Origin of the sequence: Streptomyces rapamycinicus NRRL 5491, from assembly GCF_024298965.1 — a bacterium.
Classification (GTDB): Bacteria; Actinomycetota; Actinomycetes; order Streptomycetales; family Streptomycetaceae; genus Streptomyces; species Streptomyces rapamycinicus.
Genome location: NZ_CP085193.1, coordinates 9,470,142 through 9,495,452, shown reverse-complemented (window position 1 = coordinate 9,495,452; position 25,311 = coordinate 9,470,142). Strand labels below are relative to the sequence as shown.

At 66.9% G+C, this 25,311-nt stretch carries 22 protein-coding genes and 1 pseudogene; 14 read left to right on the top strand and 9 right to left on the bottom strand.

All coding sequences use genetic code 11. The annotated features are described in order from the left end of the window. The first annotated feature begins 657 nt into the window (after window positions 1–657). On the top strand, window positions 658–2,331 hold the full coding sequence (locus tag LIV37_RS40075) for a BTAD domain-containing putative transcriptional regulator (protein WP_158634852.1): 1,674 nt from the start codon (window positions 658–660) through the stop codon (window positions 2,329–2,331). Between the two features lie 349 nt (window positions 2,332–2,680). On the opposite strand, the gene ccrA is transcribed toward LIV37_RS40075, so the two are convergent. Together ccrA and LIV37_RS40065 are read right to left on the bottom strand one after the other, a co-directional pair. Further along, on the bottom strand, window positions 2,681–4,033 hold the full coding sequence (gene ccrA / locus LIV37_RS40070) for a crotonyl-CoA carboxylase/reductase (protein ID WP_243146244.1): 1,353 nt from the start codon (window positions 4,031–4,033) through the stop codon (window positions 2,681–2,683). A 154-nt stretch (window positions 4,034–4,187) separates the two neighbouring features. Continuing rightward, the gene (locus LIV37_RS40065; RefSeq protein WP_020872756.1) at window positions 4,188–4,973 is read right to left on the bottom strand and encodes a thioesterase II family protein; all 786 of its coding nucleotides are present in this window, start codon (window positions 4,971–4,973) and stop codon (window positions 4,188–4,190) included. Window positions 4,974–5,346: 373 nt separating this feature from the next. Between LIV37_RS40065 and LIV37_RS40060 the strand changes: the two genes are divergently transcribed. Next, window positions 5,347–6,333 (top strand): integrase core domain-containing protein, encoded by a 987-nt coding sequence (locus LIV37_RS40060; protein ID WP_020872755.1) that lies wholly within the window; start codon window positions 5,347–5,349, stop codon window positions 6,331–6,333. 172 nt (window positions 6,334–6,505) lie between these two features. Here LIV37_RS40060 and LIV37_RS40055 read toward each other — a convergent pair whose 3' ends face one another. The 3 genes from LIV37_RS40055 to LIV37_RS40040 form a co-directional block, all read right to left on the bottom strand. Next, window positions 6,506–6,802: a zinc-binding dehydrogenase gene (locus tag LIV37_RS40055; RefSeq protein WP_158634853.1), complete on the bottom strand. Its 297-nt coding sequence runs from the start codon at window positions 6,800–6,802 to the stop codon at window positions 6,506–6,508. A gap of 332 nt (window positions 6,803–7,134) precedes the next feature. Then, window positions 7,135–8,370, bottom strand: coding sequence for an NAD(P)-binding protein (locus tag LIV37_RS51865; protein ID WP_274596665.1), 1,236 nt, complete (start codon window positions 8,368–8,370; stop codon window positions 7,135–7,137). 145 nt (window positions 8,371–8,515) lie between these two features. After that, the gene (locus LIV37_RS40040; protein WP_020872752.1) at window positions 8,516–9,937 is read right to left on the bottom strand and encodes an endo-1,4-beta-xylanase; all 1,422 of its coding nucleotides are present in this window, start codon (window positions 9,935–9,937) and stop codon (window positions 8,516–8,518) included. Between the two features lie 735 nt (window positions 9,938–10,672). Between LIV37_RS40040 and LIV37_RS40035 the strand changes: the two are divergent. Both LIV37_RS40035 and LIV37_RS40030 read left to right on the top strand, forming a co-directional pair. Next, window positions 10,673–11,770, top strand: a pseudogene (locus tag LIV37_RS40035) (non-reducing end alpha-L-arabinofuranosidase family hydrolase); the annotation flags it as partial. A gap of 20 nt (window positions 11,771–11,790) precedes the next feature. Continuing rightward, a complete protein-coding gene (locus tag LIV37_RS40030) occupies window positions 11,791–12,156 on the top strand; it encodes a hypothetical protein (RefSeq protein WP_020872749.1) in 366 nt (121 codons plus the stop codon). A 14-nt stretch (window positions 12,157–12,170) separates the two neighbouring features. Here the strand turns inward: LIV37_RS40030 and LIV37_RS40025 are convergent, their stop codons facing one another. Further along, a complete protein-coding gene (locus LIV37_RS40025; protein ID WP_208928898.1) occupies window positions 12,171–12,323 on the bottom strand; it encodes a hypothetical protein in 153 nt (50 codons plus the stop codon). Window positions 12,324–12,434: 111 nt separating this feature from the next. Further along, the gene (locus LIV37_RS40020; RefSeq protein WP_254807144.1) at window positions 12,435–12,626 is read right to left on the bottom strand and encodes a hypothetical protein; all 192 of its coding nucleotides are present in this window, start codon (window positions 12,624–12,626) and stop codon (window positions 12,435–12,437) included. A 3-nt stretch (window positions 12,627–12,629) separates the two neighbouring features. Here LIV37_RS40020 and LIV37_RS40015 point away from each other — a divergent pair, with 3 nt between their 5' ends. The 9 genes from LIV37_RS40015 (at window position 12,630) to LIV37_RS39975 (ending at window position 20,549) form a co-directional block, all read left to right on the top strand. Then, a complete protein-coding gene (locus tag LIV37_RS40015; RefSeq protein WP_254807143.1) occupies window positions 12,630–14,141 on the top strand; it encodes a hypothetical protein in 1,512 nt (503 codons plus the stop codon). Then, window positions 14,138–15,217, top strand: a complete 1,080-nt coding sequence (locus LIV37_RS40010) for a hypothetical protein (protein WP_020872747.1) — start codon at window positions 14,138–14,140, stop codon at window positions 15,215–15,217. Before LIV37_RS40015 ends, LIV37_RS40010 begins: the two co-directional genes overlap by 4 nt. 68 nt (window positions 15,218–15,285) lie before the next feature. After that, window positions 15,286–15,516 carry a hypothetical protein gene (locus tag LIV37_RS40005; RefSeq protein WP_020872746.1) on the top strand — a complete coding sequence of 77 codons (231 nt, stop codon included), beginning with the start codon at window positions 15,286–15,288 and terminating at the stop codon, window positions 15,514–15,516. Beyond that, entirely contained in the window at window positions 15,513–16,196 is a 684-nt protein-coding gene (locus LIV37_RS40000; protein ID WP_158634854.1) for a hypothetical protein, read from the top strand. The genes LIV37_RS40005 and LIV37_RS40000 overlap by 4 nt, the downstream gene beginning before the upstream one ends. Beyond that, a complete protein-coding gene (locus tag LIV37_RS39995) occupies window positions 16,193–16,831 on the top strand; it encodes a tyrosine-type recombinase/integrase (protein WP_020872745.1) in 639 nt (212 codons plus the stop codon). The genes LIV37_RS40000 and LIV37_RS39995 overlap by 4 nt, the downstream gene beginning before the upstream one ends. A gap of 165 nt (window positions 16,832–16,996) precedes the next feature. Further along, window positions 16,997–18,160 (top strand): integrase core domain-containing protein, encoded by a 1,164-nt coding sequence (locus LIV37_RS39990; RefSeq protein ID WP_202979584.1) that lies wholly within the window; start codon window positions 16,997–16,999, stop codon window positions 18,158–18,160. 311 nt (window positions 18,161–18,471) lie between these two features. Continuing rightward, window positions 18,472–18,693, top strand: a complete 222-nt coding sequence (locus LIV37_RS39985) for a hypothetical protein (RefSeq protein ID WP_020872744.1) — start codon at window positions 18,472–18,474, stop codon at window positions 18,691–18,693. After that, window positions 18,671–19,129: a type II toxin-antitoxin system VapC family toxin gene (locus LIV37_RS39980; protein ID WP_243146075.1), complete on the top strand. Its 459-nt coding sequence runs from the start codon at window positions 18,671–18,673 to the stop codon at window positions 19,127–19,129. Before LIV37_RS39985 ends, LIV37_RS39980 begins: the two co-directional genes overlap by 23 nt. A gap of 91 nt (window positions 19,130–19,220) precedes the next feature. Continuing rightward, window positions 19,221–20,549 carry an IS701 family transposase gene (locus LIV37_RS39975; protein WP_243146076.1) on the top strand — a complete coding sequence of 443 codons (1,329 nt, stop codon included), beginning with the start codon at window positions 19,221–19,223 and terminating at the stop codon, window positions 20,547–20,549. Here the strand turns inward: LIV37_RS39975 and katG are convergent. Next, entirely contained in the window at window positions 20,456–22,672 is a 2,217-nt protein-coding gene (gene katG / locus LIV37_RS39970; RefSeq protein WP_020872742.1) for a catalase/peroxidase HPI, read from the bottom strand. The genes LIV37_RS39975 and katG overlap by 94 nt on opposite strands. A gap of 314 nt (window positions 22,673–22,986) precedes the next feature. Next, window positions 22,987–23,691 carry an MIP/aquaporin family protein gene (locus tag LIV37_RS39965; RefSeq protein ID WP_121823950.1) on the bottom strand — a complete coding sequence of 235 codons (705 nt, stop codon included), beginning with the start codon at window positions 23,689–23,691 and terminating at the stop codon, window positions 22,987–22,989. A 538-nt stretch (window positions 23,692–24,229) separates the two neighbouring features. Here LIV37_RS39965 and LIV37_RS39960 point away from each other — a divergent pair. Next, window positions 24,230–25,117 carry an integrase core domain-containing protein gene (locus tag LIV37_RS39960; protein ID WP_243146077.1) on the top strand — a complete coding sequence of 296 codons (888 nt, stop codon included), beginning with the start codon at window positions 24,230–24,232 and terminating at the stop codon, window positions 25,115–25,117. Window positions 25,118–25,311 lie beyond the last annotated feature (194 nt).

Genomic DNA, 25,311 nt, shown 5'->3' with positions numbered 1-25,311 from the left:
CCCGATCATGCACATACAGGAATCTCGACCCACCGTGATAGCTATTGCCATATTACGGGCACGCCCTGGCGTGAATATTGCCTCATTTAATTTGCATTGGTCGATGTTATCCGCGGATTTTACATTGGTCGAGGTTATCCGAGGATGCGGATGGGGATGCAGGTAAGGGTTCGAGGGGGTGACGGGGCATGGACACCCTCACCTGCGCGTCACCTTCGAGGAACCTCAACGACCGGTCAGGGGAGGCAAGGATGAACGTGCGTTTACGCCCGACCACCCAAGGCGACGTCCTTCACCAGGACCATGGCCCCCCAGCGCCGTTCGATGTTACAGACCCGCCGTCTACGCGCGGGATCCAGACAGTCGGGCGGCCGCTGAATCCAGAAAGACCGCGTCAGGAATCCAGCGGCATGAACGGCCTATAGAACACGAAATTCACCGTCATCCGATCCCAAATTCATAGCCTCATACAGCGCGGCACGTACATGCTCACGCGTGCCCGCCGACGGTGTGCGCCTGCGCAGAGATGGCGGCTTGAGCGCCGCATACTCCTCGACCAGGCAGGGAGTTCGTCCATTCCGGCAGCCCATCGAATACTTCCGGTCTACAGGCCTGTCCAGCATTGGACGAACTGTGTCGCGGATGAGGGAGACCACCATGCAGTTCAATATCCTGGGTCCTCTGGAAGTGGTTTCCCACGACAGAGTCGTGCCCCTCGGCGGAATCAAACAGCGCGCGATGCTGGGCATGCTGCTGCTAAAAGCCAACCGGATAGTTCCGTCGAGTAAACTGCTGGATTCCCTGTGGACCGGCGGTGTTCCGCCCACCGCGCGGAAGATGCTCCAGAATGCGGCGTCCGCTCTGCGAGGAATTCTTGCCTGCGATGACGGCAGTGCCGACCCGGCCGTACTCCTCACCCACACGCCCGGGTATCTGCTGCATGTCGAACCCAACGCCATCGACCTGAACCTGTTCATGTTCACCATAGAACGCGGCCGTGCGTACGCCGCCCAAGCCGACTGGGAATCCGCGCGCCGGGCGCTGCGGGGCGCACTCGACATCTGGCGGGGCCCGGTCCTCGCCGACCTGACCGAAACCTGTAGCGCCTGGTCCGAGGCCACCGCTGTCCAGAACACGCATCTCGTGGCCTTCGAGGAGCTTTTCGAGGCCGAACTGGCCTGCGGGCGGCACCGCGAGGTGCTGGCGGAACTCGAACTCGTCGCAGGACGAGAACTGTCCCACGAACGCCTGGTGGGACAGCTGATGCTGGCGATGTACCGCTGCGGGCGGCAGTTGGACGCGCTTGCCGTCTATCACCGCGCCCGCGTGACGCTGATCGAGACCCACGGGTTGGAGCCGAGCCATGAACTCCAGGAACTCCAACGCCTGATCCTCAATCAGGACGTGTGCCTCGACTGGCACGGCGGTGTCATACCCGCGCTCGGCGACAGTGGCACCAAGGGAGTGCCCTGGCCGACCGCGGCCCCCCAGGACGGGCCCCGGGGGCCCCGGCCACACCGGCCGGTCGGCGCGGACGACCCCGTCGCCCCCCTCGCGGAGGGCAAGTTGACCACCATGATGGCAGTCGTCAGCGAGGTGGCCGGCGAGCCCGGCGAGGATGCTGCCGAGTCGACGTCCGCACTCGGCAGCGTGGCCGCGCTGGTGGACCGCGAGGTCGGGCGGCACGGCGGAGTGGTGATCAGCAGGGTGGCGTCGATGAGTTGGATCGTCTTCGATGCCGTGGGCCACGCCCCCGATCACGCCGTCAACGCCGCGCTGGCGATCCGCGACGCGTTGCAGGAGGCCCGCTCCGTTCGCGCCGCCGCAGGCAGTGGAGCGCCGGAGCCCGTGGTCAAGTTCGCCGTCGTGTCCACCGACGCGATCCTCGGCTACCACCTCGATGACGGCACACTGCGGGGTCTCGACACGGCAGTTGTCGGCCGGTGCCTCCAACTGGCCAGCGTCGCCCCCGCGAGACACGTGTGGGTCAGCGAGGAGACCAAGCGCGCCACCGAGCACCGGGTGCGCTACGAACGGGTCGGTGACGACGCGTGGGACGCCGTGGAACTGCTCCCGGAGCCGCACCGGCCCAACCAGGTGAAAATGGTCATCGGAGGCCCGGGGAAGATCCAGAAGTTACGCGGCCTGCTCGCGGTCATGGGCGGGCAGTACGCGTCGCTCGTCGAGAGGATCAGCCACCGAGGAGGCGACATTCCGGAGAACGCGGTGGTCGAGGTCACCGTCAGCGTGTTGCTTCCCGGGGACGACGTGCACGGCTGGCGGCTCCGTCGGAAGGCACGTGAACCCGGGCGAACGGCGGATCTGCCATAGGGTCAATACCGGTAACTCAGGGGCAATCTGGTCGTTGTTGTGGTGTGCCGAGAACGGGTCAGTTGAAGTCGTGTGGTGAGAGGTTGGGCTGCCCGGCCCACGGCCGGACAACCCCACCCCAAGATCTTCACGAGCCTTCTACTAAGGGTCTGTCCTTCGGAACTCCGCGGCGTCGCGATGCGCGCCGCCCGAGCCTCAGTGCCGGTCCGCGGCTCGGGACCGGGGAGTTCAGCGGGTTCACATCGGGGCGGGACGGCCGTTGTCGTGGCCGGCGCCATGGGCAGCGTCGGCCGGCCGCGGTCCAGGGCCTGTGCTGTGCCTGTGCCTGTGCCTGCGACTTCTGTACCGGTCAGCCGGCTGCGTCCGTGGACCCCGGTCGCTTGCGGAAGCGGTTGAGCTGGGCCTCGTGGCGGGTCCGGAACTCCGGCGCGTCCACCCCCATGCCCTCCTTGTCCGCGAGGCAGAGCACGCCCACCTTGCCCAGGTGTCGGTTCCCGTGTACGACCTCGGCGGCCAGGCCCACCTGCTCCAGCGGGTACGTCTGAGAGAGCGACGGATGGATCCGGCCCCGCATGATCAGCCGGTTCGCCCGCCATGCCTCGTAGTAGTTGGCGAAGTGCGATCCGATGATGCGCTTGACGTGCATCCACAGATACCTGTTGTCGAACTCGTGGAGATAGCCGGTCGTCGACGCGCAGGTGACGATCGTGCCCCCGCGCCTGGCGACGTAGACGGAGGCGCCGAAGGTGTCGCGCCCCGGGTGCTCGAAGACGATGTCCACGTCCTCGCCGCCCGTCAGTTCCCTGACCCGCTGGCCGAACCGTCGCCATTCGCGGGGATTCTGGCCGCCTTCTTCCCCGGACCAGAAGCGGTAGTCCTCCGCACTGCGGTCGATGATCGCCTCCGCGCCCATCTCCCGGCAGATCTCGGCCTTCCGCGGGCTCGACACCACGCAGATCGGGAACGCCCCTCCTGCGAGCGCGTATTGGGTGGCGTACGAACCGAGACCGCTTGCCGCGCCCCAGATCAGCACGTTGTCCCCCTGCCGCATGTTCGCCCCGTTGCGGGAGACCAACTGCCGGTACGCGGTCGAGTTGACCAGACCGGACACGGCAGCCTCCTCCCACGTCAGGTGCGGGGGCTTGGGCATCAGCTGATTCGCCTTGACCAGGGCGAGTTCGGCAAGCCCGCCGAAATTGGTCTCGAATCCCCAGATCCGCTGCTGGGGGTCGAGCATCGAGTCGTCGTGCCCTGCGGGGTCCTCCAGTTCGACGCTGAGGCAGTGGGCCACCACCCGCTGCCCCGGGCGCCAGCGTCGGACCCCGGGCCCGGTCCTCAGCACGATCCCGGAGAGGTCGGACCCCACGACGTGGTAGGGCTGATCGTGCCGGGTCGCGAGCCCCCCGGTGCGCGCGTACTGCTCCAGGAACGCGAAGGTGGGGACGGGCTCGAAGATCGCGCTCCAGACCGTGTTGTAATTCACGGAGCTGGCCATGGCCGCCACCAGGACTTCGCCAGGACCCGGCATCGGCGTGGGCACTTCCGCCAGATGAAGCGACTTGGCGGGGTTCCGGTTTGCCACCCGAACTCCGTCGAACATGTGTTGCTCGTCCTTGAGCAGCACCGCCGCCCGGTAGAATTCAGGCACCGACAGCGACTCTACGTCTTCGGGCGCAGCTTCCGGCGATTCAACGGCTTCCACGAACGCGCGGTCCACGTGCTCCCCCTGTCGAACCTGTTGAACGTCGGATGGTAGTCGTCGCTTCAGGTAGGCCGCTGGGCACGCCACTCCGCATATGCCGGACAGGGGTCCTCGACATGACCGGGGCCGAACCGGATTGTCGGTTTCGGAGACTTCAAGGGCGGGCTGTGGGCAGACGGTTGTCGTCTGCCGTTTCCGCGAAGTGATCCTTGAGCAATGCGATCACGCTGTCCGTCTGTTCCGAGATGTAGAAGTGCCCGCCGGAAAATGTATGGAAAGTACAGGCACTGGTGGTCTGCCGCTCCCACGCGCGGGCCTCGGAAACCGTTGTCTGCGGGTCGGCGTCGCCGGTCAGGACTGTGACAGGGCAGCCGATGGTGACTTCCGGAGCACATCTGTAGGTATCGGCTGCCTGATAGTCGGCACGCAGGGACGGCAGAGCCGCACGCATCATTTCCTGGTTGCCGAGGACATTCGCAGCGGTGCCGTTCAGATAGTGCACGACGGACAGGATGCCCTCGTCGTCTCGCAGATGGACACTCTCACCACGGTGCATGGACGGGGCGCCCCGGCTGGATGCGAACAGATGCGCCACCGGACTGCCGCCGGCCTCGAGCCGACGAATGGTCTCGAAGCCGATGAGGGCGCCGAGGCTGTGTCCGAAGAACGTGACCGGAAGCGGTGGTTGCCGAAGGAGGGCTTCGTGGATCCGGTCCGCCAGCGCATCCACGTCCGTCAATGGCTGCTCCGCACGGCGGTCCTGCCGCCCGGGGTACTGGATGGCGACGACGTCGACGTCGGGGCTGAGAGCCGATACGAAGGGCAGATAGAACGTTGCCGAGCCACCCGCGTGCGGGAGGCACACCAGGCGGGCCGTGGCCGTGCGGGATGGGCGGTAGCGTCGGCACCATAGCTCATCGTCCACAGGCAGATCGGACATTCCGCTCCACTGGTAGTTCCGGCAGAACAACTCGCGCTGTGTCCGCGCCACGGGCACCGATCGCCAGGTTAGCCATGCCGAAGCCTTCGGGCAGTTCTGTTGTTCCACTGCGCGGGCACAGTCCGCCCACTGCCCGGGGTCGGTTCAAGGTCCTGCTGATCATGTGGCGTTGCTGGTCAGACCGGGCCGACCAGGTCGGGATGCGGCTGATCGTGGAGATGGCCAGACGTGACGCACGCCCAGCGGTGCGCTTGCCGGAAATCACATCCGCCCTGGTGAGGGCGGTTCTTCAGGTTTCCCGAAATCTTGGCCGCGGTAGCTCGAGTCGGCACTCTCGCGTAGTCGGTGGTCCGCGCGCCAATGATGATCGATCGTGCTGCTGCGACTGGCTTACTTGGGCGTGACAAACGCGTTCGCGATGTTGCGCCTGCTGCCGATGACCGACCGGGCCAAAGACGCGGAGATCCTCGCGCTGCGCCACCAGATCACCGTGCTGGAACGCCAACTCGGCAAGGGCAAGGTCCGGTTCTCGCCGAGCGATCGGGCGTTCCTGGCGGCGCTGCTTCACGCGGGACGACCGCGCACCGTGCGCTCCATCCGCATCCTGGTGCTGCGCCTGGCGAAGGAGAACCCGAGCTGGGGGCACCGGCGCCTGCACGGCGAGCTGCTCGTGCTGGGAGTGAGGGTAGGTGCGTCCACCGTCTGGGAAATCCTGAAGGAGGCCGGCATCGACCCGGCGCCCGAGCGGAACTCCAGTACCTGGGCCGACTTTCTGCGCTCCCAGGCTGATGCCCTGCTGGCCTGCGACTTCATGGAAACAGTCGCGCTGTCGGGGGTACGGATGTACGTGCTCGCGGTGATCGAACACGGCAGTCGCCGGATCCGCGTCCTGGGCGCCACCGCGCATCCGAGCGCATCCTGGGTAGCGCAAGCGGCGAAGAACCTCGTCATGGACCTCGAAGACACCGGCTGCCGGGCACGGTTCATGATCCGGGACCGGGACGGGAAGTTCCCCGACCTTTTCGATGCCGTCCTCAGGGACGCGGGGATCGAAGTCGTCCTCAGCGGCATCCAGACGCCCAGGATGAACTCGATCACGGAGCGCTGGACACAGACCTGTCGCCGCGAGCTCCTGGACCGGACACTGATCTGGAACCAGCGACACCTCCTCCACGCCCTGCGCGAGTTCGAGCAGTTCTACAACGGACACCGACCACACCAGGGCATCGCGAACGCCAGACCGCTCCACCCCTTCTTGCCCCCGCCGATCGACGATCCCAACACGGTCGTTCGGCCGGCGATCATCTCTGTCAGCGCGTGCGGAGCCGACTCCAAGCCCGCGAACACGGTCTCGCGATGAGCCAGCTCGCCGCTGCGAAGCCGTGCCGTCATCCGGCGCTGCATCTGCCCCAGGAGATGCAGGTTGCTGCCCCCGCGGAACCCACGAAGGGTCAGGTCCTTGGACACCGCGAGGAACAGGTTCCGTGGCCCGGCCGAGCCGGACTCGTACTCCGAGATCGAGCCACACATCGCTACGCGCCCGCCCCCCTCAGATACGACAGGGCAGCCTTGAGATGGGTCCCCCGGGCGGAATCGAAATAGACGTCGATTCCGTCAGGCGCGATGTCGCCCAGCCTCGCCTCGAAGTCCCCCGTCCGGTAGTTGAAGGCATCGACGCCCAAGCGGTCGCGCAGCCAGTCGACCTTGTCGTCAGTGCCCGCACTGGCCACTACCCGGTTGCCCATGAGCCGCGCGATCTGCACGGCCAAGCTGCCCACCGCCACCGCAGCGGCCGAGATCCAGACCGTTTCCACCTCGTAGCGCGTCAACGACGTGCAGACCGGCATAGGCCGTCAATCCCATACCGCCCAGCGGGCCGAGATACCACTGCGGCTCGCATGCGCCGACGTCCAGGCGTGTCAGGGTGCCGAGTCCGCTGAGCTGCTCGGCCCCCGCGTCCACGACGGCGTACTCGCGCCAGCCCTGGGCGTGCCACACGGCATCACCCGGCGCGAAGGGGCCGGGGCACAGGGACCCGGACCACCTCGAAGTCGTCCGGGCTGACGCTGCCGGCCGGGTATGTCCTGACCCGGACCTCCCGTCCAGTCCGCATCATGCCGGTACCACCGCGACGGGCGTCATGAGGCGTGGCCGGCGAGGATCAGGCCGCGCGTGCGGCTCGGCAGTTCCCAGTGGCGATTCTGACGGCGGCCTCCCGTCCCACGGCGATCGCGTGCGCCACAAGTCGCGGCACCACGGCGTCGCCAACCGTCAGCACCAGGGGGGCGGCGCAGTCCAGGGCGGAGCGCGGGCGCCTCTCCCCCACCACGACGACACCGTCCGCAGGCACAGTGGTGGTCCCTCCGGAGATGCGGTGGGCGACGGTGACGCCCTCGGGCCCGATGCCGGTCGCCGTGCACAACGGCAGGATCTCAAGTTCGCAGGTGCCCGAAAGACGTTCCAGCAATTGGACGCGGCTCTCGGGCGGGATCGCCCCGGCGAAGGCCGTTCCCGGCGTGACGAAGGTGATGCGGGGAACCCCCGCGGCTACGGCCAGTTCCACGACGTCGCACCCCGGCCACCAGCCGAACCCGTCATCGGCCACGAGCACCTGCGCGGCACCGGCCAGCGACGGAACTCCCCGCGCCAGCGCGACCGACGAGGCCATGGCCCCAGTCTCCAGTAGCGGCGATGTCTCCACCGCGCCCGTGGCCAGCACCACGGCGTCGAATCCTTCGAGTTCGGCGCCCGGCCCCGCGGTCCGCCCCAGACGTACGTCGACACCCGCGGCGGACAGCCCCCGTTCGTAGAAGCCGAGCAGCGCGGCCCAACCGGTGCGGTGGGGTGCCAGAGCCGCCGTGGCGAGCTGTCCGCCCAGCCGGTCGGCGGCCTCGAAGAGGACGACATCCGCCACCCCGGCGCGGGCGAGACTCAGCGCGCACTCCAGGCCCGCCGGTCCCGCCCCCACGACGGCCACGCGCTGTCCGGTGACGCGTTCCTGGTCCCACGCGCGCACCAGCGGTGCGGCGGGCCGACGCGGTTCGCCGGGCGGCGCGAGGTCCGGGTTGACCACACACAGCAGCACCGGGTCGAACGTCCGGCAGTCCTCGTTGCAGGCCACGCAGGGCCGGACCTCCGCCGCACGTCCGGTGAGCACCTTGCGCGGCAGGTCCGGATCGGCGATGAGTGCGCGCGCCATCCCCACCAGGTCGGCTCCGGCCGCCAAGGCCTCGCCGATCGCGGAAGCGGTACGAAAGGCGTGGGACGCCACGAGCGGCCGGGTGACGAGCGGCCGCAGCCGCGCCAGATCATCCAGCACCGATGGGCTTTCGGTGGCCATGCCACGGACGTACGTGGTCCGCACCCCGACGGTGACGTTGACGTAGTCGCTGGGCATCAGTCAGTGGTAACGGTGGAATCTTCGAAATCCGGCCCCACGGCGGCCACGTCGACGGAGTGGAGCCAGGATCATCCTGGCTCCACTCCAGGTGCGGGCACCGTAGGTCTTCAGCGATTCACCCTTTGGTTTGTGGCATGTCCCATCAGGTGCGGGTCCAGCGTTGGTTGCTGTCGTTCGAGCAGGTGTAGAGCTGGATCAGGGTGCCGTTGGCGGTGCCTCCTGCGACGGCGTCGAGGCAGAGGCCGGACTGGACACCGACGATGGATCCGTCGGAGTTGAGGCGCCATTTCTGGTTGTCACCGCCCCAGCAGCTGTAGATCTGGACTTTGGAGCCGTTGCCGGTACCGGCGGCGTCCAGGCACTTGTTGCCGTAGACCCTGAGCTCGCCGGCGTCGGTGTACGTCCACTGCTGGTTGGTGCCGTTGTGGCAGTCCCACAGGTGGAGCTGGGTGCCGTCGGTGGTGCTGGTGCCGGGCACGTCCAGGCAGCGGCCCGAATCGACGCCCTTGATCTGTCCGGAATCCGCAGGGGGCGTGGTGGAGCCGCCGTTGAGTGCGTTGAGGACGGCGGAGTAGGCGGGCTTCTTGCTGCCGTCACCGTTGAACAGCAGCGGCGTCTGCTCCGATCGCCAGGAATCGGTGTCGCGCACACCCCAGACGGTGATGCCGAGGCAGCGCGGGACTGCCAGGCAGTCGTTGGTGACGTTGGCGTAGGTCGCGGCCGGGGCGCCCTGGATGTCGAGTTCGGTGATGGCCACGTCGACGCCGAGGGCGGCGAAGTTCTGCAGGGTGGTGCGGAAGTTGCTGTTGTAGGGGCTTCCGTTGTTGAAGTGCGACTGGAAGCCGACGCAGTCGATCGGCACGCCGCGCTGCTTGAAGTCCCGGACCATGGAGTACACGGCCTGGGTCTTGGCCCAGGTCCAGTTCTCGATGTTGTAGTCGTTGTAGCAGAGCTTGGCCGCCGGGTCGGCGGCGCGCGCGGTGCGGAAGGCGACCTCGATCCAGTCGTTGCCGGTGCGCTGCAGGTTGGAGTCGCGCCGGGCTCCCGAACTGCCGTCGGCAAAGGCCTCGTTCACCACGTCCCACTGTGCGATCTTGCCCTTGTAGTGGGCCATCACGCCGTTGATGTGATTGATCATCGCCTGGCGCAGCGTGCTGCCGCTGAGGCTCTGCATCCAGCCGGGCTGCTGGGAGTGCCAGGCCAGGGTGTGGCCGCGCACCTGCTTGCCGTTCTGCACCGCCCAGTTGTAGACGCGGTCACCGGCGGTGAAGTTGAACTGGCCGCGCTGCGGTTCGGTGGCGTCGATCTTCATCTCGTTCTCGGCCGTCACCGAGTTGAACTCACGGCCCGCGATCGTCGTGTACGCCGAGTCGCCCAGCCTGCCCGAGGCGATGGCGGCGCCGAAGTAGCGGCCGCTCTGCGCCGCCGCGGCGCCGAGCGTGTTCTCGGCGGCGTGTGCGGTCGGCGGCGCGACCAGTGCGGCGACGACGCCGACGACCAGCGCCAACAGCAGGCCGCGGATCTTCCGGCGGATAGCGGGTCTGGGAAGGGCATAGGAGCCCATGACTGTGCCTCCAAGGTAGGAATCACGGAAGGACTGAAGGCGCAGGGGGATGCGTCGTCCGCTCCCCCTCGGCAGACGGACGGGGGACCGGAACCCGGGCAGCACGGAATCACCGGACACCGCGGTCATGGGTACCTCTCCAACTGCGCGAAGAGCCTGGATGCGCTGGTACGAACCTCACCGGAACGTGACGGGGTGGCGCAGGATCTGGTGCGCGGGTCTGGCCTGCAGCCATGCGGGGATCTGCCGTGCAGCACCGACATGGTTCGACATCTCGAACCATGACCGGTTCCTCAGACAGGGATGATTGAGGCATTGACGATGGATCGTCAATACTCCCCGCAGAAGAAGTTTCCGTTCCTCGCCCGAAACTTTCCGGAATCCTGGTGAGCCGGACAGCGAACCCCCGGCGCCGTCGTCGACAGATTCCGTAGGGCCGGGCCGGGTCCGGGACGAGTGCGTGTGTGCGGACACCGCTCGCCAAGCCCAAAGGGGAGGCGCTGTTTGTGGACAGATCGGCGCCAGGCCTTGACCAGAGGACCCCACATTCCTAACTTGTGGCGTCAGAGCATCCGGAATTTCTTCGAAATGTTTCGAGATTGCCCCTGCCCCCGGACACGTCCGCTCCGCGGTTCATCGGGGACACCTCACCTCCGCCCCCAAGGAGGCCCGCTGATGTAGTTTCACCGCCCGCCCCCAGTCCGCCCAAGACGCTTACTCGCCGCCCTTGCGCCCTTGCTGCTCGTGGCCACCTTCCTCGGTGCCCAGCCCGCAGGCGCGGCGACCGTAGCCCCCAACGCCTCGTATGTGCTGGTCAACCGCAACAGCGGCAAGGCCCTGGATGTCTACAACATGGCGACCGACGACGGCGCCCGCATCACCCAGTGGACCAGGAACGATCAGAACCAGCAGCAGTGGCAGTTCGTCGATTCCGGACGCGGCTACTACCGCGTCAAGTCCCGCCACTCGGGCAAGGTGCTGGACGTCTACAACCGGTCCACCACGAACGGGGACTCGATCGTCCAGTGGGCCGACCTGAACGGCACCAACCAGCAGTGGCGGCTGGCCGACAGCTCGGATGGCTACGTGAGACTCATCGCGCGCCACAGCAACAAGGCCCTCGAAGTACAAGGTGCCTCCACCGCCGACAACGCCAACGTCGTCCAGTACGACGACTGGGGCGGCACCAACCAGCAGTGGCAGCTCGTCAAGGTCGGCGGCGACAACCCCGGCCCGTGCGATCTTCCGTCGACATACCGCTGGACATCAACGAGCGTACTGGCACAGCCCAAGCCGGGGTGGGTCTCACTCAAGGACTTCACTGTCGTCCCCTACAACGGCAGGCAACTCGTCTACGCGACGACGCACGACACGGGGACGAAATGGGGTTCGATGAACTTCGGCCTGTTCACCAACTGGTCGGAGATGGCCTCGGCCAGCCAGAACACGATGTCAGCTTCCACCGTCGCGCCCACGCTCTTCTACTTCGCACCGAAGAACATCTGAGTGCTCGCCTACCAATGGGGTGGGACCGCCTTCTCCTACCGGACGTCGAGCGACCCCACCAACCCGAATGGCTGGTCATCCCCGCAGGTGCTCTTCTCCGGAAGCATCCCCGGCCCCGGAACGGGACCCATCGACCAGACGCTCATCGCTGACGGGACGAACATGTACCTGTTCTTCGCCGGTGACAACGGCAAGATCTACCGGGCCAGTATGCCGATCCGGAACTTCCCGGGCAGCTTCGGCACGAACTCGACAGTGATCATGAGCGATACGACGAACAACCTGTTCGAAGCCCCGCAGGTCTACAAGATCCAGGGCCAGAACCGCTGCAATCCGTCCGGCTGGACATGCAGAACGCGGTGGCGGATCTCAGGCGCCTCGGCGACGTGGTCGCCGACATGGTGCCATCGCTCAAGGCACACGAGCGCCACGACCGGCCCTCCCCCGGCGCCGGCGCGGTGAGCAACGCGACGGGGGAGGTCAACGGCCCGGTGGTACAGAGCCGGGACATCACCGGGGATGTGGGTACCGTGATCAAAGACAGCTCGGGCCCGGTTCACGCGGGGAAAGGCGACATCTACAACAACTCACGCCACATCTCCGGCGGGCGGCACTTCTCCGGCGACGGTATGACGTATTTCGAAGGGGACAATCAGGGAGGCATTCACCAGCGCTTCGGTGATGGCCCCCGCCGCGAGGACGACGACCGGTGAGCGATTCCGCCGAATCACGGATCCACGACCCACGCGGCCCGGTCCACAGTGGTCTCGGGGACCAGATCAACCTCATCTTCGAAGCGTTCGGGAAGGACCGTCAAGGCCGCGGCCCACGGCGCCTCGCCGAAGACCAACTTCTGTGGCTCTGGCAGCGGTTCGTCCATCCGAGCGGATTCGGCGAGGCACGCCACATGTTGGCCGAGACCAGTACCGTGCTGCTGGATGGCGCCCCCGGTAGCGGGAGAACGTCAGCGGCCCGCGTCCTTCTTCACGAGCTACGCCGCGATGTCGGCCCATTCCACGAGCTGCTGCCCGGTGAGGAAGGCGAATCCCTCCTCGATCTCGACCTGGTCGGGGACGAGGAGCGACTGCTGCTGGACCTGGCAGCCGCGGACGAATCGCGATGGACGGAAGTGCTGGAGGAGCTTCCGTCCTTCCGCAAGACGGTGCTCGACCACCGCGCTCACCTCGTGGTCGTCCTGCCCTTGCGTCGGACGGACCGCTTACCGGTGGAGCTCGATCGGCACCGCGTGGAGATTTTTCGCCCGCGAGGCATGGAGGTGCTGCTGCGCCACCTACGCCAAGACGGCCTTCCGCAGGCCGACCGGATCCGTTCGGTTCCGGCCGTGTCCGACTTCCTTGACACACCACGACCGATGAGGGAAATCGCCGAATTCGCCAGCTTGATCGTGCGGGCACAGGCAGCCGCTCGAGCCCAGGACAGCTTCATCGACTGGTGTGAGATCGCCCGCGCAGCCCTGGCCGACCGAGGTCCGCAGGTCGCGAAGCAGGTCGCCACCATGACCGGAGGACCGCAGCGGGCACTGCTGCTGACCACGGCCATGCTGCACGGAGCCCACGCCGATGCCGTACACAGCGCCACCACCCTCCTGCTACATGCCGTCGACCATCCCAAGGACGACCGCCCGCTGCTGGAACACGCGGACCTGGCCATGCGACTGGAAGAAGTGTCCGCCGGACTCACCCAGCACGGGGCGGTGCGCTTCAAGGAACTCGAGTACGACAGCGCGGTCCGAACCCATTTCTGGGACCACAGGCCCGACCTCCGCGAGCACCTGGGCACCTGGGTGGGGCGGGCCGTGGAGCTCACCGACCCGGTGCTGTCCCCGGACGACCGCCACCACGTGGTACGGCGACTGTCGGACCAATACATGCGCACCGGCCGGTGTGAGGAGTTGGCGTCACTCGCGGAGCAGTGGACCGCGGTGCCCACCACCGCGCGGCGGTTGCGGGCAGCCGCACAGGCACTGGAGGGCGGTCTTCTCGACGAACGGCACGGCCCCTCCTTCCGGGACAAGATCTATGACTGGTCCAGAAGCGACCGGCTGGGCGAACCATTCGCGCAGGTCCTCGTCGAGGTATGCGCCGAAGTGATCGCGGTACAACACCCAGACCAGGCGCTGGTCCGCCTCCATCACCTGGCCAGGCGGGAGCGCCGCACCACTCGCGCACGTGATGCTCTCTGCCGGCTGATGCAGGAGGACCACCGTCTGCGCCGACGCATACTGCACCGGCTCGTCAACAGGCCCACCTCCTGGCCGGCAGACATTGACCTCTTCCTTCAGACTTCTGATCCCGCAGCCCTGACGCACCTGGGCGGACGCGCCCGCTCCCTCCTCGGTGAAACCGTCGTCCGTGATCAGCTGATCGCAGGATGGGACATGGTGTTCGACCGACTCCCGCTATCCGCATGGGACAAGCATGTGCGGCACTGGCTGCACACCGCATGCTCCGACGAACATCACACAGACCCACTCCTCGACATCCTGGTCAGCGGCGCAGCCGGTCGAGGAGAGGTGTTCGGAGCCCTGTACTCCACCGCACGAAGGGCAGAACTCACGGCTCCCGGTGGCAGAAAACACGGCTCTGCCCTCACCGATCTCCTCCTCCGGAAGATCTCCACAGCTCAGGGCGTACGGCAGCAGCCACCACGACACACTTCCGAGGAAACAACATCATGACATCCGGCGCCAAGACAGTGACCGTCTTCCTCACCGTCCTCTGCGGCCTGCTGCTCACCATCGTCGCCATATGCGGCAACTGGCCATGGTGGGCCTGGTCCGCACTGGTTGCCCTGCTCCTCGGTGTTCCTCTGCTGATCGCAAAGATCGCAGGCATCCGCTCTCGGTCCTTACCTCCCGAGCTGACGCCCTACCTCCCTCCGGTGCCCGTAGAGCGGAGGGAGGAGCAGATCTCGCATGTCTCGCTGCCGAGCGCTTGGGAGGACTACGACTTCCTGTTCTCCGCAACCGTCCGCTGGTGCCCGACGGGCAAACCAGCGGAAGAACCGATCGTCAATCCTGCCGGGCTGGCGGTCGAAGCAGTCCTCAAGCGCGCCCGCGCGATAACCAAGGATCGTGAACCCGGTTGGGCCTCGTTCGTCCAGCACGGACTCAGCGGTGCACTGAGCAGAATGCAACCCGAGCCCACGGGACACCTCCAAGCCATGGCCGAGGCCATCACCCTCACTCTCTCCGAACACGATCAGGAACGTCTGGAGAGTCTCGCCTCAGTACGCAAGGACAAGGCCGTCTGGGAGCACCAGAGGAAGTACGAGCAGAGCAAACGAGAATACCTGGGCGACGACGTCCTCAAGGACACCGGCAGCGCCGTCGTGTGGTGGCTGGCCAAGAACGACGATCAGGTACACAAGACCGTGGAGGACCTTGGCCTCCTCGCCCAGCTGACCTCAGCGGCCAATGACACCGACGTTCCTGAGCGCCTCCTGCACCTACTGTCACCGCCGAATGCCGAAGACACGGAACCTGGAGAAGCAGACAATCCTGGAACAGCCGACTGGCCGCTGGGACAGACAGGCTCCACGGCAGACCACTTCGACGCATTCCTTCGGGGAATGGGCCTGGATGCCGACGATGTCCGACGCGGAATCCTCACACGACAGATCGCCGAAATCCTCGTCACCCAAGGTCGCAACGAAACGGCGGAAGAACTGTTACGTCGCTTCGACGCGCCCACGACCCCATTCAACGATGACTTCGGCATGGACAGCGCAGCGGGCGACAGTTCCGGACCCTGAGAGCGTTGCTTTGCCCACATCCCCCCTCCCATGGGCACGACGACGCAGGCCATACCTGGAGGATATCGATGGAAGAGCTGGCCGCCCTAGCGGCATCCGGAACCACATCCCTGGTCGGACTCATGGTCTCGGGCTCCTGGAACCATGCGCGGGAAAGAGTCGGCCGTTTCTTCGCCCGCGACATCTACTTGTCCGGCCGCGAGTTGGCCGACAAGCTCGCCCGCGGCATGGAGCACATCCACGCCTGGCGCATCCAGGCCCTCACCAGGGACGTTTCCGCTGGGGAGGCTGGCCGGTGACCGCGCTCGTCTCGCCCTCGACGAACCCGGAACCGTCCGACCGCTGGAGGTGGCCGATCGACCCGCGTCGCTATGACACCGCCGCCGCCGTACGGCCTGCGGAGAAGCGGGCCATCGCGGAGTTGGGCCTGGTCAACCTGCGCCGGATGGCCCGTCACGATCCTGATGCCCCGGGTTGGCGCGCGATCCGGCGGCTGCTGCGACCTCTGGACGACGCTGCTGCCGCGCTGCACGAGCTGGCCACGTCGCACCGCCGGCGGGGACGGCTGGATGCCGCCGCAGTGGTTCTGCTGCGGTGCGCGGAGACCGGCCGCTCCTACTGGGCCTGGACCAGTGAGGAGTGGGCCCATCTGCTCGGCAAGGATCTACAGAGCTTCTGGGCGAGCGTTCCCGTCTGGGCGGAGGAGGCGGCGCGTCCCCAACTGGCCTCGCACGCCTTCCTACTCGGCGGCTTCGCCGACTTCTACAAGCTGGGCAGCTTCGGCCGTCTCGCGCTGGCCTGGCGCGTCTTCGGCCGCGACGCAGGCGACTCGCCTCCATATGCGCAACCGCCAGCCAGGACCACTTCGCCGACCGCGGACGCCCCACCGTGTGGCACATCCTCGCTACCCTCTCCAGCGCGCTCGGCAACGCCGTCCGCCAGCACCGACTCCCCACGAACGTCGTCCGGCCCACCGTGATCCCCCGCCCGGCCTCCGTCGAACGCACCATCTGGACCCCGGCCCAGGCCATCCGCTTCCTGCACCACTGCCATGCGAACGATCCGGACTTCGCCGACCTGATCGAGTTCCTCATCGGCACCGGCCTCCGCAAAGGCGAAGCCCTCGGCCTGCACTGGGACGACGTCCACCTCAAGGCCCACACCGTCTACGTCCGCTGGACGCTCTCGGCGATCGACAACAACAAGCTCGTCCTGGCTCGCCCGAAGACCCGCAAGAGCAGCGACTGGGTCGCCCTCTCACCTCGCATCCACGCCATCCTCACCCGGCGCAATACTGAGCGCTACGCGCCCAGCGACCCAGGCGGCGGATTCGTCTTCCACCGCGAAGACGGACGCCCGCTGCACCCGGAGTACGTCCTGAACCACTTCCACTACCTAGCCCGCCAGGCAGGCGTCCCGCGCACCAGCGTCCATGACCTGCGCCACCTCGCCGCCACGCTGGCGCTGACCCACGGCGTCGAGCTGACCATCGTCTCGAAGACCCTGCGCCACTCCACGATCTCCACCACGGCCAACATCTACGGCCACCTCACCAAGCCCGCGGCCCGCCGAGCCGTCGATGCCATCGCCAAGCAGCTCGACCGCGAGGAATAGCGCTACGACCACCCAACGACCACCAACCGAAAAGGCCGCTCCCGCCTTCCGGTGGAAACGGCCTCCGACCTGCAATAACACCGTCGGGACGACAGTGTGCTCGCTCAGGACATAGGAATGGGGTGTCTCAAGACATCGGCATGACTTTGGGGACAAGGTCTGACGATGTCGAAGAGGCGTCTGGTGATCACTGCTGTCGTCGTTGAGGGCCATACCCAGGGCGAGGTCGCTCGCGCCTACGGGGTGTCGCAGGGCTGGGTCAGCCGTCTGGTGGCCCGCTACCGAGCCGAGGGCGAGGTGGCGTTCGAGCCGCGCTCCAGACGCCCGAAGACCTCGCCGACCGCGCTCGACCAAGGCACGGTCGACCTGATCGTCCGCGTCCGCAAGGAGCTGACCGAGCAGGGCCCGGACGCCGGGCCGGAGACGATCGCCTGGCATCTTCAACAGCATCACCAACTGCGCGTGTCGCGGGCCACGATCAGTCGCCATCTGACCGCCCACGGCCTGGTGGTCCCCGCGCCCAGGAAACGGCCCCGCTCGTCCTACATCCGCTTCCAGGCCGCGCTACCCAACGAGACCTGGCAGGCCGACTTCACCCACTACCGCCTCGCCGACAAAGCCGGCACCGACACCGAGATCCTCACCTGGCCGGACGACTGCTCCCGCTACGCCCTGCACGTAACCTGCCGGCCCCGGGTGACCGGCCCGATCGTCCTCGACACCTTCCGCCAGGCCGTCGCCGCGCACGGCATCCCGGCCTCCACCCTCACCGACAACGGCATGGTGTTCACCACCCGCCTCTCAGGCGGCCGCGGCGGCCGCAACGCCCTGGAACACGAACTGCGCCGCCCGCACATCACCCAGAAGAACGCCGCCCCCAACCACCCCACCACCTGCGGAAAAGTCGAACGCTTCCAGCAGACGATGAAGAACTGGCTCCGCGCGCAGCCCGACCAGCCCACCGCCCTCCCCCACCTGCAGACCCTCATCGACCGGTTCACCCACGCCTACAACCACCAGCGCCCCCACCGGTCCCTGCCTCACCGAGCCACCCCCCGCCACCATCTACACCACCCGACCCAAAGCCCTACCGGCCCAAAGCCGCGACGCCCACACCCACACCCGCATCCGCATCCGCATCCGCATCCGCATCCGCCACGACCGCATCGACAAATCCGGCATCGTCACCCTCCGCCTGGCCGGACGCCTGCACCACATCGGCGTCGGACGAACCCACACCGGAACCCACGTGATCATGCTGATCAACGACCTGGACATCCGGATCGTCAACGCCCTCACCGGCGAACTCCTCCGCGACCTGACCATTGACCCCAGCCGCGACTACCAGCCAACCGGCCGCCCACCCGGCCCACAACGACGATGACCCCGAACCCAATCGTGGGTTCGGGGTCATTCCGATGTCCTGCGACATCACACCGTCGGGACGACAGGATTTGAACCTGCGACCCCTTGACCCCCAGCGGCATGGCAACTCTCCGCGATAGTTCGTTGCGCACGGTAGTGATCCGTTCGGGATCGTACACAGCCGTACCAAGCTCTTCTGACCGCTCGAGGCAGCCTCGCACGGATGCGCGCCCTGTAGACGGCCCCCGAAGCGTGCCCCGCGATATGCTGGCCGCATGTCGATTCAGGTGCCCGAAGACCTTGAGGCCCGCCTGCGCCAGCTGGCGGCGGCCCAGGGCATCACCGTGGACGAGCTGGTCACCAAAGAACTCACCAAACTCGTCGTCTCACGTCCCATCCGCGCCCTCCGCGGCAAGGGCGTGCTGCACGCCGGCAGCAGCGCACCCCACGCCCGCGACCTCAAGGCCTACATGCGTGGCGAAGCGGACGACGCGTGAAACTGATCGTCGACGCGGGCCCGTCTTCGCCTATCTCTCCGCAAACGACCCTGACCACACCCGCTGCGTCGACCTACTGGAGAGTTTCGACGGCGAACTCGTGATCCCCCAGCTCGTCCTGGCAGAGGTCTCCTATTTCATCAACACCAGGGTCAAGCGCGCGGTCGGCGCCAAGAAGGCTGCCGAGGCCGAGCTCGCCCTCATCGAAGACATCACCGCAGGTGCCTTTCGGGTCGAACCTGTCGAAGAGCCGGACTGGCCCCGGATCGCCGAGCTCGTCGGCCGCTACCACGACTTCCCACTCGGTATCACCGACGCCTCCGTCATGGCCGTGGCGGAGCGCCTGGACACCCCCAAGATCGCGACCCTCGACGCCCGCCACTTCCATGCCGTCACCTCCGCACGATTCGGGCACTTCGAAGTCCTCTACCGGTAGTTCGTTAAATCCGGTGGTGATGTGGGTTGACGGCCGGTCCGGTTGGTCGTAGGCCGGTGGTAGGAGTCAACTGCCGTGCCGGAGGCCGGAGATGACCGCTCGCCGTCCGTGTCCGCCCGTGCCGGGGCCGTTGGAGGACTACGCGGCCCGGTTCGACGGCCTCTTCTTCAGCCTGGCCCAGCGGCGAGGGTTTCGCGAGTACCTGACCGGTCTGCCGGCACCACGGGAGCGGAACAAAACGATCACCTGCCTGGCAGGGGCAGAGCCGGTAGCGGGTGCGGGGATACCGGGGGTGCAGCGGCTGCAGTTCTTCCTGTCGGAGTCCCCTTGGGAGGCCGAGCAGGTCAACGACCGGCGGCTCGAGCTGCTGCGCGAGGAGCCGGCGACGGCTCCGCACGACGGCGGGGTCATCGTGATCGACGACTCCGGAGACCGCAAGGACGGCATGGCGACGGCGCATGTCGGCCGGCAGTGGCTGGGCCGGTACGGCAAGACCGACAACGGCATCGTCACCGTGACCACGGTATGGACCGACGGCCGCGTGTACTACCCGCTGCACACGACTCCCTACACCCCCGCCCACCACTTCACCCCGGGGCCGCACCGATCCGGCCTTCCGCACGAAACCGCAGCTGCCGCCGCCCTCGCGGCCCGCGGGAAGGAGGCGGGCTTCGGCTGCCGCGCGGTGGTCGCCGACTGCGCCTGTTCCGTCGGTGACGACTGGTACCTCGCACTGCGCGCGGCCGGCCTGGCCTACGTGGTCGCGCTCAAGCCGCACCGCGGCACCTGGGCCCGGACCGACCAGCCGCACACCCCCATCGAAGCCGCCCACGCCCTGACCTGGAAGGATGCCAAGCGTCCCGGCGACTGGACACCCGTGGAGCGTCACTTCCGCGACGGGCACACCGAGACCTGGTGGGCCGCCGATGCCCGCCTGGGCGGCTACGGTCCCGACTCACCCTGCCGGCTGGTCGTGGCCACCACCGACCCGGCCGGCCTGCCGGAGAAGGCCACCTGGTACCTGGCCACCAACCTGCCCCACCCCGACGCACCCCACGCCGCCACCAGCCCGCATCCGCCGGCCGACCTGGTCGAGATCGTCCGTCTCTACGGACTGCGGCCCTGGATCGAGCAGAGCTACAAACAGATCAAGGACGAACTCGACTGGGCCGACTTCCAGGTCCGCTCCGACCGCGCCATCCGCCGCCACCAGATCCTGGTCAACTGCGCCTTCTCCTTCTGCTGGCCAACATACGTCGACCCGATCGCCTCGGCGGCCTGTCCAGGTCGGCCGGTGACGCACCGGCCGACCCGGACGGCGTCCGGTCAGGGCAGGTCGAACCGGTCGAGGTTCATGACCTTGACCCAGGCGGCCGCGAAGTCATGGACGAACTTCTCCTTGGCGTCGTCGCTCGCGTAGACCTCGGCGAGCGCCCGCAGCTCGGAGTTCGAGCCGAAGACCAGGTCTGCACGGCTGCCGGCCCACTTGACCTCGCCCGTGGCGGCGTCGCGGCCCTCGAACGTGGTCTGGTCCTCGGACGTCGATGTCCATATAGTGCCCAGGTCGAGCAGATTGACGAAGAAGTCGTTGGTCAGCGAGCCGGGCGTGCGCGTGAAGGCACCGAGCCGGGACTGCTGATGGCCTGCTCCGAGGACGCGCAGACCACCGACCAGGACGGTCATCTCGGGCGCGCTCAAGGTGAGCAGGTTGGCCCGGTCGAGGAGCAGGTACTCGGCCGGCAGCCGGTTGCCCTTGCCGTGGTAGTTGCGGAATCCGTCGGCGGTCGGCTCGAGCGCCTCGAACGACTCCGCGTCGGTCTGCTCCTCCGTCGCGTCCACCCGACCCGCGGTGAAGGGCACCTCGACCTGGAAGCCGGCCTCCTTGGCGGCTTTCTCCACGGCGGCGGAGCCGCCGAGGACGATCAGGTCGGCCAGGGAGACCTTCTTGACGCCCGAGTTGAACTCGCCCTGGATGTTCTCCAGGGTGCGCAGGACCTGGGCGAGCTCGTCCGGGTCGTTGACTTCCCAGCCGCGCTGCGGCTGAAGGCGGATACGGGCGCCGTTCGCTCCGCCGCGCTTGTCGCTGCCGCGGAAGGTGGACGCCGAAGCCCACGCGGTGGACACCAGTTGCGCGACGGACAAGCCGGACTCGAGGAGCTTGGTCTTGAGGACCGCGACATCCTCGGCGTCGATGGCCTCGCCCTGGGCCTCGGGCAGCGGGTCCTGCCACAGAAAGGTCTCCGCCGGGACCTCCGGGCCGAGGTACAGGGACTTCGGGCCCAGATCACGGTGGGTGAGCTTGTACCAGGCGCGGGCGAAGGCGTCCGCGAACTCGGCCGGGTTCTCGTGGAAGCGTTTCGAGATCGGGCCGTAGATCGGGTCGAAGCGCAGCGAGAGGTCCGTCGTGAGCATCGTGGGCAGACGCTTCTTCGACGGGTCATGCGCGTCGGGGATGATCTCCTGCGCGTCCTTGGCCACCCACTGGTTGGCGCCGGCCGGGGACTGGGTCAGCTCCCACTCGTAGCCGAAGAGGATGTCGAAGAAGTCGTTGCTCCACTGGGTGGGCTTGGTGGTCCAGGTGACCTCCAGACCACTGGTGATCGCGTCACCGCCCTTGCCGGTGCCGTAAGTCGACTTCCAGCCCAGGCCCTGCTGCTCCATCGAGGCGGCCTCGGGGTCGTTGCCGACGGCGTCGGCGGGGCCGGCGCCGTGGGTCTTGCCGAAGGTGTGGCCACCGGCGATCAGGGCGACGGTCTCCTCGTCGTTCATCGCCATGCGGCGGAACGTCTCACGGATGTCGCGGGCCGCGGCGATCGGGTCCGGGTTGCCGTTCGGGCCCTCGGGGTTGACGTAGATCAGACCCATCTGGACGGCGCCGAGCGGGTTCTCCAGCTCACGGTCGCCGGTGTAGCGCTGATCGTCGAGCCAGGTGGTCTCGGGACCCCAGTACACGTCCTCGTCGGCCTCCCAGACGTCGGCGCGGCCGCCGCCGAAGCCGAACGTCTCGAAGCCCATCGTCTCCAGGGCGACGTTACCGGTGAGGATGAGGAGATCGGCCCAGGAGATGGACTGGCCGTACTTCTTCTTGACCGGCCACAGCAGACGGCGGGCCTTGTCGAGGTTACCGTTGTCCGGCCAGCTGTTCAGAGGGGCGAAGCGCTGCTGACCACGACCGCCACCGCCGCGGCCGTCGCTGATGCGGTAGGTGCCGGCGCTGTGCCAGGCCATACGGATCATCAGCGGGCCGTAGTTGCCGAAGTCCGCGGGCCACCAGTCCTGCGAGGTGGTCAGCACCTCGGCGATCTCCCGTTTCACGCCCGCCAGGTCGAGGCCGGCGAACGCCTGCGCGTAGTCGAACTCCGCACCGAGCGGGTTGGCGACCACGGGGTCCTTGGCGAGGATCTGCAGGTTGAGCCGTTCCGGCCACCACTGACGGTTGCCGCCCCCCTGGGTGGGGTGTGCGGCGCGACCGCGGGCGACCGGGCAGCCGCCCGACTCCTCGGTCTTCGCGTCGGTCACGATGGCATCGTGCTTCTCGGACATGGCAATCCTTTTGGAGAGTGGACCAAAGAGATGAGTCAGGTACGTGCACACACATGACGAGAAACGGGCAGAACAGAGCCCGGCAGGTGACCTCGCCCCGCGCTTCGTTGCTCAGTGGCCGGCGAACACCGTCCGGTGACGCAGGCGGAGGACTGTTCTTCACGAGCGTGCCGTGGAGACCGGTGCTCGCTGGTAGAAGCGGCTGGCGGGAACCAGTACTGTCCCTGTCGGTCTTCGCCGTTCCCCCACGCACCCGGGGCGCGTGGGGCCTCAGGGCACCAGCGGAGCGACCTCCGCTCGGAGGTGGTGAGAAATCAGGTCCGAGCGGGGGCTCCTGTGCCCGGCGCATCGACGTCACGCTCCGCCGTGTCCGGCTCTGCCCGTGGCGTCTCGCGCTCATCAGGGTTCAGCGCGAGAAAAACGAAGCCCGCGAGTGTACCGCCGACACCTTGAGCTATGAGATATACCCACAGCGACGACCAGGAGAACAATCCGGCCACAGAACCGCCCACGGCAACAGCCGGGTTGAAGACCCCTCCTGATACGCCCCCCACTGCCACCGCACCTGCGAGGACCGTAAAACCAATGGCCAAGCCGTAGAAGGAATTCTGCGGGTGGTCGCTGCTGGTGGCGACATTGAGAACCACGTAGGCCAGCATGAAGGTCAAAAGTGCTTCCGCTACGAGCGCTGCTCCGATCTGATGCCCCGACAAGGAGACGGCTGTCACCTCATCCGGATCGACGACCCAGCGACCGATCAGTCCTCCCACCAGTCCGCCCGCCACCTGTGCCACCACGTAAGCCATGGCCTCACGGCCCTTGATGCGGCCTCTCACGAAGACGCCGAGCGTGACAGCCGGGTTGAAGTGAGCACCCGAGACATGGCCTCCGGCGTACACCATCACCATGAGGGACGCGCCAATCGCCAAGGGCGCGAGGGCCGCATTGGACAGTACTGTCGCGGTGATGGTGAAAACCAGGAATAACGCGCCGATGAATTCAGCCAACGGTTTACGCAAGGCTACCCCATTCGAGTGTTGAGTGGTCTTGGGTTCCGGTTCCGCAGCTCACAGACGACACAAAAGGACTTGTGACGGCCCGCAACGTTGAACCAGCGGTTCCGATCAACACCCTAGGGGGGATTGGCAGATCTCTCATCGGTCGAGCTCTTACGAAACACTGACATCGTTTCCCGCCGGGCGGAAGGTCGGCAACGGATCACGTCAGAAGAAGCCCAGCAATCGACGAGGACCGCATCAGCTCCCTTCGGCGGTTGCGCCGGTTACGACGGGTCCCTGGCCCAGTGCGGGTGCCGATACATCATCCACGCAGGTCGACAGCCTGATCACGGATCTTTGGTTCTCCTCGACGTTCACCCCCAGGGTCTGCACCTGCGCGGGACCCCGGCGGCATCATGATCTGTTGTGCTGCTGCGCCTGGCCTACCTCACCGCGACCAACGCCCTGTCGTTCCTACGTCTCCTACCGATGAGCGACAGAGAATAAGGTCGTCGAGATCCTGGTGCTCCGGCACCAACTGCTGGTCCCGCAGCGTCAGGTGGGCAAGCCGACCTTCACCGACACTGCATTGCTGGTCACTCCACGGTCGGTCCTACGACGGCACGCACGCCTCATCGCCCGGAAGTGGACCTATCCACACCGCCGCCCGAGCCGACCTCCGAAGCCGGAAGCACTGCGGCGCCTGGTCCTGCGCCTCGCGCGGGAGAACCCGGGGTGGGGATATCGACGGATCCACGGCGAACCGCTTGGTCTGGGACGCAAGGTCGGCGCCTCCACCGTCTGGGAGATACTGAAGAAGGCTGGGACCGACCCATCACCGCAACGCGCGGACCGCTCATGGGCTGCTTTCCTCACAGCGCAGCTCTCCGCCATCGTGGCCACCGACCTCTTCCACATCGACACCGTCCTCTTGCGGCGCTGGTTCGCGTTGTTCTTCATCCACCATGGCGCCCGCCGCATGCACATCGCCGGCATCACTCGACACCCGACCAGCCCCTGGATCACCCAGCAAGCCCGGAACTACCTCATGGACCTGGGCGACCGCGCAGAGTCGATCAAGTTCCTCATCCGGGACCGCGGCGCCTACTTCACCGACAGCTTCGAAGCCGTCTTCCAAGCAGCCGGCGTACGCGTCATCCCCACACTGCCCGCTGTGCCACGGATGAACGCCATCGCCGAACGCTGGATCGGATCATGCCGACACGAGGCAACCGACCGCATCCTGATCACCGGAGAACGGCACCTCCGCCTCGTCCTCGACGAGTACACGGAGCACTACAACAGTCACCGGCCGCATCGACCCCTCGGACAACGGGCGCCAGGCCGACTCACCGAGTCCGAACCAATTATCGCCACTGGCAAAACCCGCATCTCCCGACGCGATCGACTCAGCGGCCTCATCCACGAATACTCGCAGGTCGCATAGGGGTGACATAGATTCCGGCACGCACAGGCAAGGGCACAGTCTGTGATGATCGCCGGCAACTCCAGCAACGTCTCGGTCGGCTCATGGCTGCCGTGGGTCGCCCCGACCTCGCCGACGACCGTACGCTGGCCGACGGCTACGCGCGACTGGTCGAGCTTCGTACGGAACGGGAACGCGTGTACGCAGGCGGTATA

Coding starts and splice junctions, on each gene's coding strand:
- LIV37_RS40075 (WP_158634852.1), top strand. CDS start 658: ATGCAGTTCAATATCCTGGGTCCTCTGGAAGTGGTTTCCCACGACAGA.
- LIV37_RS40065 (WP_020872756.1), bottom strand. CDS start 4,973: ATGTCCGATCTGCCTGTGGACGATGAGCTATGGTGCCGACGCTACCGC.
- LIV37_RS40025 (WP_208928898.1), bottom strand. CDS start 12,323: ATGGACGAACCGCTGCCAGAGCCACAGAAGTTGGTCTTCGGCGAGGCG.
- LIV37_RS40040 (WP_020872752.1), bottom strand. CDS start 9,937: ATGGGCTCCTATGCCCTTCCCAGACCCGCTATCCGCCGGAAGATCCGC.
- LIV37_RS39975 (WP_243146076.1), top strand. CDS start 19,221: ATGACCGCTCGCCGTCCGTGTCCGCCCGTGCCGGGGCCGTTGGAGGAC.
- LIV37_RS40010 (WP_020872747.1), top strand. CDS start 14,138: ATGACATCCGGCGCCAAGACAGTGACCGTCTTCCTCACCGTCCTCTGC.
- LIV37_RS51865 (WP_274596665.1), bottom strand. CDS start 8,370: ATGCCCAGCGACTACGTCAACGTCACCGTCGGGGTGCGGACCACGTAC.
- LIV37_RS40005 (WP_020872746.1), top strand. CDS start 15,286: ATGGAAGAGCTGGCCGCCCTAGCGGCATCCGGAACCACATCCCTGGTC.
- LIV37_RS39985 (WP_020872744.1), top strand. CDS start 18,472: ATGTCGATTCAGGTGCCCGAAGACCTTGAGGCCCGCCTGCGCCAGCTG.
- LIV37_RS40030 (WP_020872749.1), top strand. CDS start 11,791: ATGCAGAACGCGGTGGCGGATCTCAGGCGCCTCGGCGACGTGGTCGCC.
- LIV37_RS39990 (WP_202979584.1), top strand. CDS start 16,997: ATGTCGAAGAGGCGTCTGGTGATCACTGCTGTCGTCGTTGAGGGCCAT.
- katG (WP_020872742.1), bottom strand. CDS start 22,672: ATGTCCGAGAAGCACGATGCCATCGTGACCGACGCGAAGACCGAGGAG.